Genomic DNA, 14564 nt, shown 5'->3' on the forward strand with positions numbered 1-14564 from the left:
TCTTTCAAAAAAGAATCCGATCACAACGTCGAAATATCAATCACAAACCGGTAACGAACATCACTTTTCAGCACTCGTTCATACGCTTCATCAACTTGATTAGCATTGATGACTTCAATTTGTGGTGCGATGTTGTGAGCAGCTGCGAAATCGAGCATTTCTTGTGTTTCTTGGATGCCGCCAACGAGTGAACCAGCTATGCTGCGGCGGCCGGAAATTAATGAAAAGACGTGGAATTGATCCGGCTTAGGCGGTGCACCGACGTTCACCAAGGTTCCATCTACACGGAGTAAGGACAAATAGGCATCCACATTAATGTTGGCAGAGACCGTATTGAGAATAAGGTCATACTGTCCGGCTAGTGTCTGAAACGTATCAGGATCACTTGTAGCAAAATAGTCTTTTGCGCCAAATGACAGTGCCTCTTCTTTTTTATTCAAAGAGCGGCTCAATACCGTCACATCAGCGCCTAGAGCACTCGCGAATTGAATAGCCACATGACCGAGTCCGCCCATTCCGACAATCGCAACCTTTTTGCCAGGGCCTGCCTTCCAGTGCTTTAATGGAGAATAAGTTGTAATGCCAGCACAGAGAAGAGGGCTTGCGGCATCAAGGGGCAGTTGATCAGGAATGCTGACAACAAATCGTTCAGTCACGACAATTTTTTGACTGTAGCCGCCATAAGTCGGCTCCCCGTCATAGTCACGGCTGTTATACGTTTGGACGACCCCTTTTGTGCAATACTGCTCGTCTCCATTTTGACAATACTCACAGGTGCCGCAGGAATCCACAAAGCAGCCAACACCTACACGGTCTCCGATCTCAAACTTCGTCACATCATCCCCTACAGCTGCAACGACCCCAGTGATCTCATGACCTGGAACCATCGGGAAAATGCCGCCGCCCCATTCATCAAAAGCGCTGTGGATATCTGAATGACAGATCCCGCTAAATTGAATATCAATTAAAATATCATGTGGACGAAGCGCTCTTCTTTCAATGGTCGTCCGTTCAAAATTCGCTTTTGCATGTGATACACTTAAAACGTTTGATTGGTGCGTCTGACACATTCTTGATCATCCTTTCAAAAATAAGATTCGATTCTTTCCTCTATACTGTACGTCTTAAAGTGAACTATAAGTCAACAGAAAACCTTCTGTAATAATAAATCCAGGCTGTTACAACATTCTGATATCAAGAATTGAGCCAAAAGCATCTTGCTTTCTTTTTCAAAATGGAGATGATGAGGAAAGGGAGATCGGAAGGTAAGAGAAAGAAGGAGGGCACAATGAAAATAGCACAAGCAGCAAAACAGCTTGATTTATCCACTGCGACACTTAGATATTACGAAAATATTGGTTTGATTAGGGAAATCAAACGTGATGATCATGGGATTCGTGATTATACAGAGGATGATCTTCAATGGATTGAATTTATCAAGTGTATGAGAAATGCAGGGCTCTCGATTGATGCGCTTAGAGAATATACAGCCTTATTTTTTGAGGATGATGATCATACGTTATCTTCGCGAAAAAACATTTTGGTCAATGAACGAGAAAGACTCGTTCAAAAACAAAAGGAAATCGAAGAGACCATTAAACGATTGGATTTCAAAATAGAAAGTTATGAAGATATTATCCACAATCATGAGAAAAAACTCGCTCATCAGCTGAAAACTCATTCTAATTAAACGAAGAAAAACCTGTGACTTGTCACAGGTTTTTTGATAGAGTTATCTTTTTGTGTAACGCACCCAGTTATAATGTGCGTGGAGCGGGGTAACACCGTTGTAGGAGCCGAGCCATTCATCGACACCTGCACCATTCCACAGGTTCATCATAATTTTCCCTGGTGTTTGAGGAATTTGAGTGGTGGCGGTATGCTTTAATTGTCCATCGACATACCATTTGATAGAGTTTGGCTGCCAGTCAAATGCATACGTGTGATAAGAGTTCGCTGCATCGAAACCAAGGTTGACGATCTTTTCATGATTTCCTACACCATTGGTATAGTAGTTAAACTGTACCTTTGTCGTATCTTTTCCTAGAAATTCAATGTCAATCTCATCCCAAGGCGTGCCATCAGTCGGTCCCGTATAAGTGAAGAAAGAAGAGACGATCCCCACATTTTTGGCTGGCTTCATGTTGACTTCATATAGCCCATAGCCGTAAGTTTGTGTGGAGCGGTTTTCTCCGCAGTCAAATTTATTATAGGCGGGACTTGTGAGCGATAAACGCATTTCACCTGATGAGGTCATCGACACGTTATTTGCACGCCACGTACAGTTAAACATGTTTCCATTCGAGTATCCATCGGCTTTTTGCCATAACCCCGTATTATAGTTGTTAAAAGGTTCATAAAACGATCCACCCGTTTGTGCCGAGGCACCCGCTGTAAATGTGGACAAACTCAAGACTAATCCAGTGACAAGCAGCATCAACATTCGTTTCATACGGTACATATTCGCATTCTCCTCTCCTTTTATGGAAGCGCTTTCTTTATTGATCATACATGATTCTTTCAAAAGGGAAAATCGGTCTAAATAATGATAAACAGTGTGCATTATTTAATAGAATTGAAAGAAGGATCATAAGTAAAAAATAATGATTGACATTGCGGACAGTTGTCCGTAAGATAATATCGGGACAATTGTCCTAAGAAAAACCTAAAGTGTTTTGATTTAACACATAGAGATAAGTGTCATGTGGATGAAGGTAAAGAAGGTGAGCATGGTGGAAAAGGATATTGGGGAGGAAATTGAAGAGATTGCATTCTCCTTGTTTCAAGAATTTGGTGTAGAAAATGTCAGCATGCATAAAATTGCGAAAACAGCTGGTGTTGGGCAGGGTACTCTTTACCGCCGCTACGCCAATAAAAGTGATTTGTGCCTTTCTATCCTTGGGGAGAGATTTGAACAGCTGATACCAGCTTTGCATCTTTACTTGAGCAAAATAAGTGATCAGCCGGTCCGTGAACGTTTGCGCTATGTTCTCGAAGAAATTCATCTCATCGTCGGTCACCATCTAGACTGGATTCGGATACTTACAATATCTGGGAATTTAGAGCAGACAAGTAAAGTGTATGAGAGTCATTACAGTCAATCACTTAGACAAATCATTCGTGATTTGCTTGAGGAAGCGAGAGAAAAGGGAGAAGCGAATATACAGGACATAGAACTGACAACGTTATGTATGTCCTCTCCAATGACGCCTGAGCTCATGTTTTATATACATGAATCTGGCTATTCAATCGAAAGAATCGCTCAATTTGCTGCAGAAAAACAGATTTTATCCGTCTTTCAATAGACATGAAAGTGGCTCATTTCTGACCACCCTGACTTCCTAAGGTTCATCTAAATTGAAAAAGAAAAGGAGCCAACTTAATATGAACAAACAGAAAGCAGCAGCTTCTGACATTCGAACGCTGCCCATAATTATTTCTTTTATCACGGCTGGATTTATTGGCCTGTTCAGTGAAACGGCATTAAACATGGCGCTGAGAAGTTTAACGTTAGACTTTGGAATTGAAGCGACGACTGCTCAGTGGCTGACAACAGGATATTTATTAACACTTGGTATTCTCGTACCGATTTCAGGACTCATTCTTCAATGGTTTACGACAAGACAGCTTTTCATTACATCGCTCGTCTTTTCAATCATCGGAACATTTATTGCGGCGGTTGCGCCGGTCTTTAGTATTTTAATGGTAGCACGTGTCGTGCAGGCAGTCGGTACAGCATTGCTTCTGCCATTGATGTTTAATACGATTTTGGTCATCATCCCGCCTCATAAACGAGGCAGATCGATGGGGATTATTGGTCTTGTGATCATGTTTGCACCAGCAGTCGGTCCAACCGTCTCCGGTCTTATTCTGAAATCGCTGACGTGGCATTGGATTTTCTGGATTTCACTTCCTTTATTAATGGCTGCACTCGTATTTGGTTATATCTTTATGCAAAATATTACAGAACCAACAAGACCGAAAATCGATATCTTATCAATTGTGCTTTCAACCATTGGTTTCGGCGGAATTGTGTATGGCTTTAGCAGTGCCGGTGAAGGCGGCGGCTGGAGCAGTATGCATGTGATCGTGGCAATTGTAGTAGGTGTCATAGGGATTCTTGTGTTCTCCTTAAGACAGTTGAACATGAAAGAACCAATGCTGAACTTAAGCCCGTTTAAATATCCAATGTTTGTCATTGGGTTACTTCTGATTTTAGTGTGTATGATGGTGATGCTGTCTGCTATGATGATTTTACCATTGTATCTGCAAACATCCTTGGCGCTTTCTACATTTACAGCAGGTTTAATGCTATTGCCAGGTGGAATTATCAACGGACTCCTATCTCCAATCATGGGTGGTCTATTTGATAAGTTTGGTCCAAAATGGCTTGTCATTCCAGGTCTTGTCATTGTCGCAGCGACGATGTTTGGCTTTACGAATCTAAGTGTGAATACGTCGATTGGATTCATTGTCACCCTTCATATTACATTAATGATCGGAATCGCGATGATCATGATGCCTGCTCAAACAAATGGATTGAATCAGCTGCCGCCAGAGCTATATCCGCATGGTACAGCGATTATGAATACATTGCAGCAGGTGTCAGGAGCCATTGGTACTGCGGTCGGTATCTCGATCCTTTCTTCAGGCGCCCGCAGCTTTATGGAAAATGTGTCTGATCCCGCAAATCCGGTGAATCAGCTGCTCGCCTTTACAAATGGCGTCCAGCATGCATTTATCTTTGCAGTGATCATGACGATCATCGGTTTGATTATTGCTTTCTTCATTAAACGAGTGAAGGTAGAACAACAAGTATCATAAGAGAAATGAAAAGCACTGAGGGCATAGCGCCGCAGTGCTTTTTTATTTGCTCAATGCTTGTTTCAAAGAGAGTAAAAACGGGGAGATAGGTAAAAAGTGAACATTGAAAATTTGCTGTTGGTTCAGTAGGAGGAAAAGAGGAAAAGAGGAAAAGGAAAAGAATGAGTAACTAAGAAATGAATAAGATAGGAGTCTGAGATCATGAACTTAGAAGAACAAATCAAAATCGCTGCGTCATTACGCCAGCCATCTGAAGGTTCATTAGCGAGTCAATCGGAACTAAAGCCAGTAAATCCTCCTGAAGTGAACAAAATGGAATATGACATTCCAACAAGTGCTGGCGAAACAAAGGTGTGGGTATTTAAGCCAGTGAACACACAAAAACAGCTGCTTCCTGTTTTTGTGAATTTACATGGCGGCGGATTTATCATGGGCAGTGCTGAAATGGATAATCCCTGGTGTCCAGTCATTGCAGACCGGGCGCAATGTATCGTCGTCAATGTCGAGTATCAGCTTGCACCCGAGCACCCTTTCCCAGCCGCTCTTCATGAATGCTACGATGTAATGAAGTGGCTGTATGAACATCCTGAGGAGCTTCAAATCGATCGGAATGCATTAGCCATTGGCGGACATAGCGCAGGAGGAAATTTGGCAACGGCTGCTTGTCTATTGAATATTCAAAGAGGAAATACACTCCCAATTGCCTATCAAGTGCTTGATTATCCGCCGCTTGATCTAGCCACTGATCCAGCACAAAAGCCAGCGTTTGAAGAAGCGATCCCAGTTGAATTGGCGAGACTCTTTAATTCCTTCTATCTGCAAGGCCAAGATCCGCACAATCCGCTCGTTTCTCCGGTTTTTGCAGATCGTTCATCCTTAGCACAAATGCCTCCAGCTCTCGTCATCACAGCAGAGAAGGATTCGCTGGCTGAAGAAGCCGAGCAATATGCTGCCAAGTTAAAAGAAGCTGGGGTAGACGTCACGTACAAACAATTTAAAGGCGTTCCACACGGCTTCACGCACGCCGGAGATTTAGCCATAGCTGAAGAAGCTTGGCATCTGATGGGGGATCAATTAAAGAAGGCGTTTGAATAAGAAAAGTAGAGTGATTCAAAAGCACAGGAGACAATGGGCCTGTGCTTTTATTACTGTTTCTGAAAAAGAAAAGTGAATGTAAAAAGGGTCAGATATCTTTCCTCAAGGAATTATCCCTGGCTACTATATGAATAAGACTCATTGGAATTCCATTTACCTTGATGCAGACATTCCATCCTCATTTGTAGAGGAGTTAATCGAACATTCCTACCAATTGGTTTTTCAAAAATGAACAAAAAAATCTCAACATGATATCCTCCAAAATGATTCAAAAGGAAATGACTGAGGAGCTGTCCTAAGTTAGACATGCTGCCCTTTGACTCTCTTCAAAATTGACTTGAGCGAAACGCTGTCGTTATAATTTAACCAGTTAGAAGACGCGAATAGGGGGATTTAAAATGAGTTATACAGTCATTACAGGAGCAAGCTCAGGTATTGGATATGAGGCGGCTCTCGCCTTTGCAGCACGAGGGGAAAATCTTATATTAGCTGCACGGCGGCTTGATAAACTCCAAGAATTGAAGAAGAAGATTCATGATCAATATCCCGATATCAAAGTAGTCATACAGTCAGTCGATTTAACAAACATAGAGCAAGTGTATTCATTTTATGAATCATTGTCAGATTATGAGCTGGATACGTTCATTAATAATGCAGGGTTTGGTCACTTTGGCTCTATAGGAGAACAAGATTTAAGTAAAATAAGGGATATGCTTCATCTGAATATCGAAGCATTAACGATTCTATCCACCTTATTTGTTCGTGATTATGAGCAAGTAGAGGGAGCGCAGCTCATTAACATTTCTTCACGAGCCGGTTATACAGTCGTCGGCAATGCCGTCACCTATTCAGCCACGAAGTTTTACGTGAGTGCCTTTACAGAAGGACTGGCACTAGAGTTGAAAGGAAAAGGAGCCAAATTACAGGCGAAAATATTAGCACCTTCCGCGACAGAATCAGAATTTGCAAAGCGTTCATTGGATGTAGACGAATTTGAATATGAAGGCAATTTCAAGAAATATCATACATCAAAAGAAATGGCAGCTTGTCTGCTTGAGCTTTATGATAGTGAAAAAACAGTCGGTATTGTGGACGGAAAGACATTCGAATTTGAATTAAAAGATCCGATCTTTTCACATGCTGGTACAAGTATGAAATAACGATTCCCATCACTGAGGTAGATTTCCTCAGTGATTTTTTTTATGGCATGATTGACTGTGTGTACAAGCATAGGAGGGGATCTGGTGACGTATGTAACAAGTGGAGAGGTATGTCAGCTACCCTTACCAGATTAACAGTGATCACTGCACTGAAAGATGTCTGCTGGGTCAAGCGTATTTGGATCACTGAAAACGCCTAATAAAAACAACCTACACATTAAATGCTTTTTTGCTGTAGTAAAGACATATATTAAAATATGAAAACCACTCAGAATAAAACCTGAGTGGTCTTTGTCCATTTAAATGTCATTAAAATCTAATCCAAGATTCTTTTTCATTTGAATCTCTAAGTAATCTCTTTTTAAAAATTTTCCGTTTCGAAATTCTGGAGAAAAGATTTGAGGATTGAACAATTCTAGTCCGTTTTCAATCCAATGTTTTCTCCAAATGATATGGGATTTTTCAACAATTTCTTGGTCTGTTAACCCTTCATGATCAAATTCATCACAATCAAAATCATCTACTCCGAACTCAAAACCGCAACATGGACAAATCTCGTTACTACCTGCAAAATCGGAATAGTAAGGTCTTTCTTCTAATTCATTATAGCCACAAATTAAACAAACGTTTTTATTCATTTCTACTGGTCCTTCCAATAATTAATTCCTCTTTTAGGCTTGAAAAAAGTGATAATGACATCTTTATCTTTTTGTTTCTCTACAGATAAAAATTCATTTGTTTTTTTATTATATTTATAATAACGGTGTTTACCATTAAATTTTTTCTTGCTTTTCTTTTCTAAAATATTGTTGCTCTTACTTGCTCCTAATAGTTTGCGTGCTTTATTTAAATACTCAGATTTGGTAATGTTACCAAATTCTTTTTTGTGTTTCTTATAATGATAGTCTAGTCGTGACATACTCACTTTTTTGACTGCGTTTGAAGTAGTGGTTTTCTTACCATGTTTTTTAACAGCATTTTTAACAGCAGTTTTACCAAACTTCTTTATTGCTTGGTTAATTCCAACACGAGCAATATAGATTGCTACGACTACTAAAGGATACCATGATGCTTGAATTTGTGAGTCACTTACTGTGTACTCCTCGCCAGTTTCAATATCCACTAATAAGAGATGAGGGTCGCTTTTTTCAGCAACATCAATATCTGCTATTTCAAAATTATATTTTACAGTCTCTTTTGTGTCTTCATCAACAATTTCAGCCTCAACCATTGGTAATTGTTCTGATTCTTGAGATAAAATCACTTTACTGTTGATCAATAAATTTTCGTTTTCAACACTTACTTCAAGTTCCTGTTCATTATTCGTGTTTTTTATGACCTCTGTACTATGCAATTCTCCCGTGTTTTGTAGAGTGTTAATAGCATTTGAATTAATTTCGTCATGTTCATTTGAATTCATAGTCGCATTAGAAATGCTAGGTCCAATAATTGAAAATATCATTACTAAACATATTACTTTAATAATATTCTTAAACATCATATACTCCTAATTCTTATTTAATAATAGGCCATAACCATAGGTTGAATCTCGTTCGTCATTATTCAGCGTTTGAGTTTTCTGTTTTAATCTGTGAAGAATATCTTTAAAAGGTAGCGAAAAGTCATCTGGTATTAGCTTGGAAATATACCCTGTAGCATTTGCTGTAGCAAAAGAAGTACCGCTTAAAACTTTAACTTCAGCCAATTTTTTTATTTTCACTGTTTCTACATCTACACCAAGAGAAACAAAGTCGATTTTTCCTTTAGCTGCAAATTTATATATCTTATTTTTAGAATCAACAGCAGAAATAGAAATCACGTTATTATAACGAGCAGGATAATCACTTTTTAAACCAAATTTATTACCTGCAGCAGCTATAATTAAAATATTATGACTAACGACTTCGTCAATCTTTTTTTTAAGTTTTACATTATTCTCAGAAAGACCAAAACTCATATTGATGAGATTCACTTTGTTTTCAATACACCAATCTAATGCTTTGATTAAAGTTTCTACACTTGTGTTTCCATTCTCGTCTAAAATATTTCCATCATAAAAATCTATGTTCTCATTGTTTTTATTAATAATTTCAGCAATAGCAGAACCATGTCCGAAAGAATCCATCACTGTTTGTTTATTATCAAAGCGCTTTATAACAGAAACATCAACATGATTTACGTCAATACCGCTATCTATGACTGCTATTTTAATGTTGTGATCACTTTTAGGTATGTAAATGAAAACAATTGTGAATATGATGAACAAGAAAAGAAAAATAAACTTTATTTTCATATTACCTCCTTTATAGTATATTCTACTCACGTAATTAACTTTTTCCATATATAAATAATTTTGTTAAGGTAAATTTAAGGTTAATTAGTTTATTTTTATAATTTTGTTTATATTTTAAAGTAACTCATTAAAAATATAAAGATTATTCCCAGCATTTGGTTCTATACCTTTTGCCTCATGCCGATGAATGAAGGTATGGTATAAAGTAAAGCCTATAGAAAGAGATTTAGCCATGAAATCCATCAAATGAGGAAAAGAGATGATCCAATGAACATGACAAAATGGTTAGGTGCTGTCCTTCTTTCTGTTTTATTACTGGTGACAGCAGCCTGTGCGAACACGGGAACTCAAGAAAATACTCAAAGCGAAAAAGAAAACGCATCCAATGAAACAAAAGAGAAAAACAAGGTCGTTGAAACAGGGAATAAGTCCTTATCAAATATTAAGGTATTAGCCACAGGCGGGACGATTGCTGGCAGTTCAGACAGTGATACAGATACGACGGGCTATAAATCTGGTTCACTCGGCATTGATAAAGTCATTGCTTCCGTTCCACAGCTGAAGGATATTGCAAATGTCACGGGTGAGCAGGTTGCGAATGTCGGCAGTGAAAATGTTGATAACGCTCTTCTTTTAAAATTAGCCAAGCGAGTGAATGAACTATTAAAAGATGATCAAGTAGATGGCATTGTCATCACGCATGGAACAGATACACTTGAAGAAACAGCTTACTTTTTACATCTGGTTGTTAAAAGTGATAAGCCTGTGGTGGTCGTTGGCTCAATGAGACCAGCATCGGCAATCAGTGCGGATGGTCCGCTTAACTTGTATCATGCGGTGAAAATTGCATCAGCCAAAGAAGCAAAGGGCAAAGGGGTCATGGTCACATTAAATGACCGAATTGCATCAGCTCGATTTGTTACAAAAACAAACACGACCACAACCGATGCCTTCAAGTCACTTGAGCAAGGATACATCGGAGAAGTTACTGGTGAAGTGGTGTCCTTTTATAACGAACCGACAAGAAAACATACGACTGAAAGTGAATTTGATGTATCAAAGATAAAAGAATTGCCGCAAGTTGATATTTTATACGGCTATCAAAATGATCAAAAATATATGTATGATGCCGCAGTCAAAGCAGGTGCGAAAGGGATTGTCGTGGCTGCAGCTGGAAATGGAACGATGTCTACAGAAGCCATCAAAGGGGCAACAGATGCAGTGAAAAAAGATGTGGTTGTTGTGAGATCAAGCCGTACGGGGAATGGAATTGTCACCCGCGAAAAAACGGATGATGAACATCACTTTGTGTCCTCTGATTCATTAAACCCGCAAAAAGCACGTATTCTGCTCATGCTGGCACTGACGAAGACAAAAGATCCAGTTAAAGTGCAAAGGTATTATGAACAGTATTAATGAAGAAAAAGACCCAAGTCATATTGGGTCTTTTTTTATGCATGTTTCTGATGTTCAGCACGTTCCTTTAAAGAGAGTAAAATATCTCGCCAAATATCGTCTACATCAGTAAGAAAGTGCCCCGCTTGATCTATATAATGGGTTTTGACGTTTGGAATCGCCTGAGCTATTTTTTCTATTTCTACAAATGGAGCCATTGTATCTTCTTTTCCGTGCCAGACATCAACAGGGATTTGAATATCTTTCATATCGAATGCCCATGGTTTCGAGAGTAAAATGGGTTCACGAATACATTCATCCACCGATTGACGAGTTGCTTCGTATAAATGGGTCATCATCATCTCTAACTGCTCATCGGTTTGAAGGAATTGCCGATCCCACGGATGTAAATGCTTGTTACCGTTTTTGGCCAGCTTCTTAAATTTCTCTGGTTTGTTCTCAATCATTTTCTTTTGGGAATGATAGCTTGCTTTCAATAGCCAAGGAAACTTCTTACTAAGGAAAAAGGCTAATTTATTTTCTTTCAGCATGTTTTTCGGCGGTTTCCCGTTCTGAAAAGGGGTTGTACTTGAGATCAGTGCAGCTGAAAGGACGCGATCCGGCAATTGATAGGCACAACCAGCAGCGAATGCGCCGCCTCCAGATACACCCATCACTGAAAAATGTTGAATACCAAGATCATCTGCCACTTCTAGCACGTCTTTTGCCCAGTCTAAAATTGTACGGTCAGGTAGAGGGGTAGATAAACCAAATCCAGGTCGATCAACACAGATGAGACGAATGCCGAGTTCTTGAGAGATTGGATCATCATCTAAAAACATCACTCTTGATCCAGGTGTCCCATGAAAAAAGAATACTGGAAACCCTTCAAGATCACCGTATTGAGTCAAACCGATGTACCGGCCATCTTGTAAATGAATGCTTTGCATATTTTCATCCCCTTAATAGTTTAGATAACTTAAGTGTTGATGAGAGAAACACCGTATTAAGGCGCTTCTTTTGCAATCTGATAGATTTTTTCGTATAGAGATAGTAATGTTTTTAAATCTTCTTTTGGAAGCTTTGCATAATATTTTTGTATAAGGTGCAGTTGAATGTCTTCCGTATTCTTGTGATAGTCATGGCCCTTTTGAGCAAAATCAACAATGATTTCTCTTCGGTTATGTGGATTAATTTCTCGTTTGACATAGCCGAGCTTCTCAAGCTTTGATACAAGCTGGCTAGCTGCGCTGGCAGAAATCGAAAAGTAATCAGCTAATTCATTGATTGTTCTCGTTTTCGTGCGCAATAGCTCAAGTGTCAGCTCTTGTTTGGCTGATAAATCTGCATACTCATGTTTTAAAAATCGCTGATACTCTTCTACATAAATTGAGCCTAGTGCATTCGAGTATTCAATGATCTTTTTACCGTAATGAATGATTTCCTCATCCAATGACATCACCTCTCTTCTATTATAGGCAATCTTTATATTTAAGTGAAATTAAATATAAAGATAAGTTAAATGAATGACGGATATACTTGAAAGGGAGATCACCGGTATATCCACTTTTTCATCAAAAAGGGACAAAGAATACTTCCCATGACTCCCGCACATTCATAAAATGTCGTTGGCTTGAATTTGAACACGTAGTACGCCAAAGTAGCCATGAAAAGGTCGCAGAAGAAAAATACGTATAAGTCCTTTTTTGTGATAGCGCAAATGACTGTTCTGTTTGTTTTCACATGAATCACTCCTTATGAAGTCCAATGCTTTTTTCATTGTATTATGAGGAAAATCCATTTATAATAAAAAAATAAACCAACTGGTCGGTTTTATTTTGTCCGTATGAAGAAATGCAGGGTAGAAAGGGATTGTGACACATGACAAGTACACAAAGCGGGGCTGGAAAGAGTGAGAAGACGAAGCAAAAAATCGTCACAGCTTCTCGTGATTTATTTGCGAAAAAAGGATATTCAGAAACATCCGTGCGCGATATTTTAGAGGCTGCTGAGGTGAGTAAAGGCAATCTCTATCATCATTTCAAAGGAAAAGAGTTTTTGTTTCTTCATATTATGGAAGAGGATCACCGTTTGATGATGGAAACGTGGCAAGAGGAGAAGAAAACACTGAACCGAGCTATCGACAAGCTTGCCGGGTTTGCAGAACTGCTCAGTCAAATGGGCATTAACTACCCATTAATGAGAGCGAGTGAGGAATTTTGTGCCAGTGCCTTTACATCAGACGAAGTCATGGAACGGCTGAACAAGATTGATGTCGATTTTGATGATGTGATGAGAGATATCTTACTTGAAGGAAACAAAGATGGCAGCTGGTCAATCCAGCATGTGGAGTCAAAAGTGAAAATATTACTTTCCGTTTTTTATGGATTAGACGTGTTATATAAAAATGACACCATCGAGCAGAAGAAAGAGTTACAAAAAGAGGCGATCTCATTGTTTATTCACGGAATCAACCATCATGAGTAACAAGTGAGTCAGTAAAGGGGAAACAAACATCATGCAAAAACCGATTCGTGAGCAAAAAGCAGTACTCGTTATTTTATTAAGTAATATATTTATTGCGTTTTTAGGCATCGGTCTCATTATTCCTGTCATGCCGCTATTCATGAATGTCATGCATCTAACAGGAAGTACAATGGGATACCTTGTGGCGGCGTTTGCCGTTGCTCAGCTCATCGCATCACCTATTGCAGGTAGATGGGTAGACCGCTACGGAAGAAAGATTATGATTGTGTCTGGGCTGTTTCTATTCGCATTATCAGAACTCGTTTTTGGTCTTGGTACACACGTGTATGTTCTGTATGTTGCAAGGCTTCTAGGCGGTATTAGTGCGGCATTTATTATGCCGGCTGTCACTGCGTATGTCGCAGATATTACGACCGTTCAAGAAAGATCAAAGGCGATGGGTTATGTCTCTGCGGCCATTAGTACCGGTTTTATCATTGGCCCGGGAATTGGCGGGTTTATTGCAGAATACGGCGTACGCCTGCCATTCTTCTTTGCGGCAGGGATTGCGTTTATTGCCGTTATTTCGTCTATGTTTATGCTGAAGGAGCCTTTAACAAAAGAAGAGCGAGCGAAGCAAATGAATGAAGTGAAAGAATCGACTTTCTTTAAAGATTTGAAAAAATCAATTCATCCAAGCTACCTCATCGCCTTTATCATTGTGTTTGTCCTCGCATTTGGACTATCTGCATATGAAACAGTCTTTAGCTTGTTCACAAATCATAAGTTTGGATTTGGTCCAAAAGATATTGCCGTGATCATTACCGTCAGCTCGATTGTGGCTGTCATCATACAAGTACTTGTGTTTGGTAAACTGGTAAATGCCCTAGGAGAAAAAAGAGTCATTCAGCTATGTCTGATTATCGGGGCTGTCCTTGCTTTCGTTTCAACTGTTGTTTCAGGCTTTTTGGTTGTTCTGATTGTCACATGTGTCATTTTCCTTGCGTTTGATTTATTACGTCCAGCATTAACGACCTTCTTATCTAAAATCGCTGGCAACCAGCAAGGATTTGTCGCAGGAATGAACTCCACCTACACAAGCCTAGGTACGATTTTCGGGCCGGCACTTGGCGGCATCTTATTTGACCAAAATATTCACTTCCCATTTCTATTCGCAGGTGTTGTCTTATTTCTTGGATTAGGCTTAACCCTGATTTGGAAGGGAAAAGTGTCAGAAGAGGCAGCGACAGAATAATGTCATGCAGAAGTAAGAGACCTTTTAACTAAGGTCTCTTTTTTTAATTGCGTTATTGATGCAGAAGAATTCCTTT

The 14564-nt window shown here is 39.4% G+C and carries 15 protein-coding genes and 1 pseudogene; 9 read left to right on the top strand and 7 right to left on the bottom strand.

What is annotated here, in order from left to right:
* Positions 1-20: 20 nt before the first annotated feature.
* A complete protein-coding gene (locus tag MHH65_RS02695) occupies positions 21-1070 on the bottom strand; it encodes an NAD(P)-dependent alcohol dehydrogenase (RefSeq protein ID WP_098677661.1) in 1050 nt (349 codons plus the stop codon).
* 218 nt (positions 1071-1288) lie between these two features.
* Here MHH65_RS02695 and MHH65_RS02700 point away from each other — a divergent pair, with 218 nt between their 5' ends.
* Positions 1289-1690, top strand: a complete 402-nt coding sequence (locus MHH65_RS02700; RefSeq protein ID WP_008346757.1) for a MerR family transcriptional regulator — start codon at positions 1289-1291, stop codon at positions 1688-1690.
* Positions 1691-1732: 42 nt separating this feature from the next.
* On the opposite strand, the gene MHH65_RS02705 is transcribed toward MHH65_RS02700, so the two are convergent.
* The gene (locus tag MHH65_RS02705; protein ID WP_046313988.1) at positions 1733-2461 is read right to left on the bottom strand and encodes a glycoside hydrolase family 16 protein; all 729 of its coding nucleotides are present in this window, start codon (positions 2459-2461) and stop codon (positions 1733-1735) included.
* Between the two features lie 271 nt (positions 2462-2732).
* Between MHH65_RS02705 and MHH65_RS02710 the strand changes: the two genes are divergently transcribed.
* The 5 genes and pseudogenes from MHH65_RS02710 to MHH65_RS02730 all read left to right on the top strand — a co-directional run bounded on the left by MHH65_RS02710 (position 2733) and on the right by MHH65_RS02730 (position 7079).
* A complete protein-coding gene (locus MHH65_RS02710) occupies positions 2733-3305 on the top strand; it encodes a TetR/AcrR family transcriptional regulator (RefSeq protein ID WP_098677671.1) in 573 nt (190 codons plus the stop codon).
* 79 nt (positions 3306-3384) lie between these two features.
* Positions 3385-4824 carry a DHA2 family efflux MFS transporter permease subunit gene (locus tag MHH65_RS02715; RefSeq protein WP_046313989.1) on the top strand — a complete coding sequence of 480 codons (1440 nt, stop codon included), beginning with the start codon at positions 3385-3387 and terminating at the stop codon, positions 4822-4824.
* A gap of 201 nt (positions 4825-5025) precedes the next feature.
* The gene (locus tag MHH65_RS02720) at positions 5026-5919 is read left to right on the top strand and encodes an alpha/beta hydrolase (RefSeq protein WP_034284107.1); all 894 of its coding nucleotides are present in this window, start codon (positions 5026-5028) and stop codon (positions 5917-5919) included.
* 103 nt (positions 5920-6022) lie between these two features.
* A pseudogene (locus tag MHH65_RS02725) lies at positions 6023-6151 on the top strand (MmcQ/YjbR family DNA-binding protein); the annotation flags it as partial.
* 166 nt (positions 6152-6317) lie between these two features.
* On the top strand, positions 6318-7079 hold the full coding sequence (locus MHH65_RS02730) for an SDR family NAD(P)-dependent oxidoreductase (RefSeq protein WP_098677659.1): 762 nt from the start codon (positions 6318-6320) through the stop codon (positions 7077-7079).
* A gap of 299 nt (positions 7080-7378) precedes the next feature.
* Here MHH65_RS02730 and MHH65_RS02735 read toward each other — a convergent pair whose 3' ends face one another.
* From MHH65_RS02735 to MHH65_RS02745, 3 genes are read right to left on the bottom strand one after another with little or no spacing between them, the layout of a single operon-like run.
* On the bottom strand, positions 7379-7735 hold the full coding sequence (locus MHH65_RS02735) for a hypothetical protein (protein ID WP_051627378.1): 357 nt from the start codon (positions 7733-7735) through the stop codon (positions 7379-7381).
* A complete protein-coding gene (locus tag MHH65_RS02740) occupies positions 7720-8577 on the bottom strand; it encodes an SAR2788 family putative toxin (protein ID WP_051627377.1) in 858 nt (285 codons plus the stop codon). The genes MHH65_RS02735 and MHH65_RS02740 overlap by 16 nt, the downstream gene beginning before the upstream one ends.
* A gap of 9 nt (positions 8578-8586) precedes the next feature.
* Positions 8587-9372, bottom strand: a complete 786-nt coding sequence (locus MHH65_RS02745; RefSeq protein ID WP_051627376.1) for a S8 family serine peptidase — start codon at positions 9370-9372, stop codon at positions 8587-8589.
* Between the two features lie 267 nt (positions 9373-9639).
* Here MHH65_RS02745 and MHH65_RS02750 point away from each other — a divergent pair, with 267 nt between their 5' ends.
* The gene (locus MHH65_RS02750; RefSeq protein WP_098677658.1) at positions 9640-10788 is read left to right on the top strand and encodes a type II asparaginase; all 1149 of its coding nucleotides are present in this window, start codon (positions 9640-9642) and stop codon (positions 10786-10788) included.
* Between the two features lie 35 nt (positions 10789-10823).
* Here MHH65_RS02750 and MHH65_RS02755 read toward each other — a convergent pair whose 3' ends face one another.
* Together MHH65_RS02755 and MHH65_RS02760 are read right to left on the bottom strand one after the other, a co-directional pair.
* Complete coding sequence (locus MHH65_RS02755; protein ID WP_098677657.1) at positions 10824-11717, bottom strand: alpha/beta hydrolase; 894 nt, start codon at positions 11715-11717, stop codon at positions 10824-10826.
* A gap of 56 nt (positions 11718-11773) precedes the next feature.
* Positions 11774-12226, bottom strand: coding sequence for a helix-turn-helix domain-containing protein (locus tag MHH65_RS02760; RefSeq protein WP_025093559.1), 453 nt, complete (start codon positions 12224-12226; stop codon positions 11774-11776).
* Between the two features lie 422 nt (positions 12227-12648).
* Between MHH65_RS02760 and MHH65_RS02765 the strand changes: the two genes are divergently transcribed.
* Both MHH65_RS02765 and MHH65_RS02770 read left to right on the top strand, forming a co-directional pair.
* Entirely contained in the window at positions 12649-13254 is a 606-nt protein-coding gene (locus MHH65_RS02765) for a TetR/AcrR family transcriptional regulator (RefSeq protein ID WP_034284099.1), read from the top strand.
* 31 nt (positions 13255-13285) lie between these two features.
* Complete coding sequence (locus tag MHH65_RS02770; RefSeq protein ID WP_098677655.1) at positions 13286-14488, top strand: MFS transporter; 1203 nt, start codon at positions 13286-13288, stop codon at positions 14486-14488.
* Positions 14489-14564 lie beyond the last annotated feature (76 nt).

The sequence above is a fragment of the Bacillus sp. FSL L8-0654 genome, assembly GCF_038629965.1.
In the GTDB taxonomy this organism is placed as follows: Bacteria; Bacillota; Bacilli; order Bacillales; family Bacillaceae; genus Bacillus; species Bacillus safensis.

Coding starts and splice junctions, on each gene's coding strand:
- MHH65_RS02695 (WP_098677661.1), bottom strand. CDS start 1,070: ATGTGTCAGACGCACCAATCAAACGTTTTAAGTGTATCACATGCAAAA.
- MHH65_RS02705 (WP_046313988.1), bottom strand. CDS start 2,461: ATGTACCGTATGAAACGAATGTTGATGCTGCTTGTCACTGGATTAGTC.
- MHH65_RS02745 (WP_051627376.1), bottom strand. CDS start 9,372: ATGAAAATAAAGTTTATTTTTCTTTTCTTGTTCATCATATTCACAATT.
- MHH65_RS02740 (WP_051627377.1), bottom strand. CDS start 8,577: ATGTTTAAGAATATTATTAAAGTAATATGTTTAGTAATGATATTTTCA.
- MHH65_RS02720 (WP_034284107.1), top strand. CDS start 5,026: ATGAACTTAGAAGAACAAATCAAAATCGCTGCGTCATTACGCCAGCCA.
- MHH65_RS02770 (WP_098677655.1), top strand. CDS start 13,286: ATGCAAAAACCGATTCGTGAGCAAAAAGCAGTACTCGTTATTTTATTA.
- MHH65_RS02715 (WP_046313989.1), top strand. CDS start 3,385: ATGAACAAACAGAAAGCAGCAGCTTCTGACATTCGAACGCTGCCCATA.
- MHH65_RS02750 (WP_098677658.1), top strand. CDS start 9,640: ATGAACATGACAAAATGGTTAGGTGCTGTCCTTCTTTCTGTTTTATTA.
- MHH65_RS02700 (WP_008346757.1), top strand. CDS start 1,289: ATGAAAATAGCACAAGCAGCAAAACAGCTTGATTTATCCACTGCGACA.
- MHH65_RS02760 (WP_025093559.1), bottom strand. CDS start 12,226: ATGTCATTGGATGAGGAAATCATTCATTACGGTAAAAAGATCATTGAA.
- MHH65_RS02765 (WP_034284099.1), top strand. CDS start 12,649: ATGACAAGTACACAAAGCGGGGCTGGAAAGAGTGAGAAGACGAAGCAA.
- MHH65_RS02755 (WP_098677657.1), bottom strand. CDS start 11,717: ATGCAAAGCATTCATTTACAAGATGGCCGGTACATCGGTTTGACTCAA.
- MHH65_RS02730 (WP_098677659.1), top strand. CDS start 6,318: ATGAGTTATACAGTCATTACAGGAGCAAGCTCAGGTATTGGATATGAG.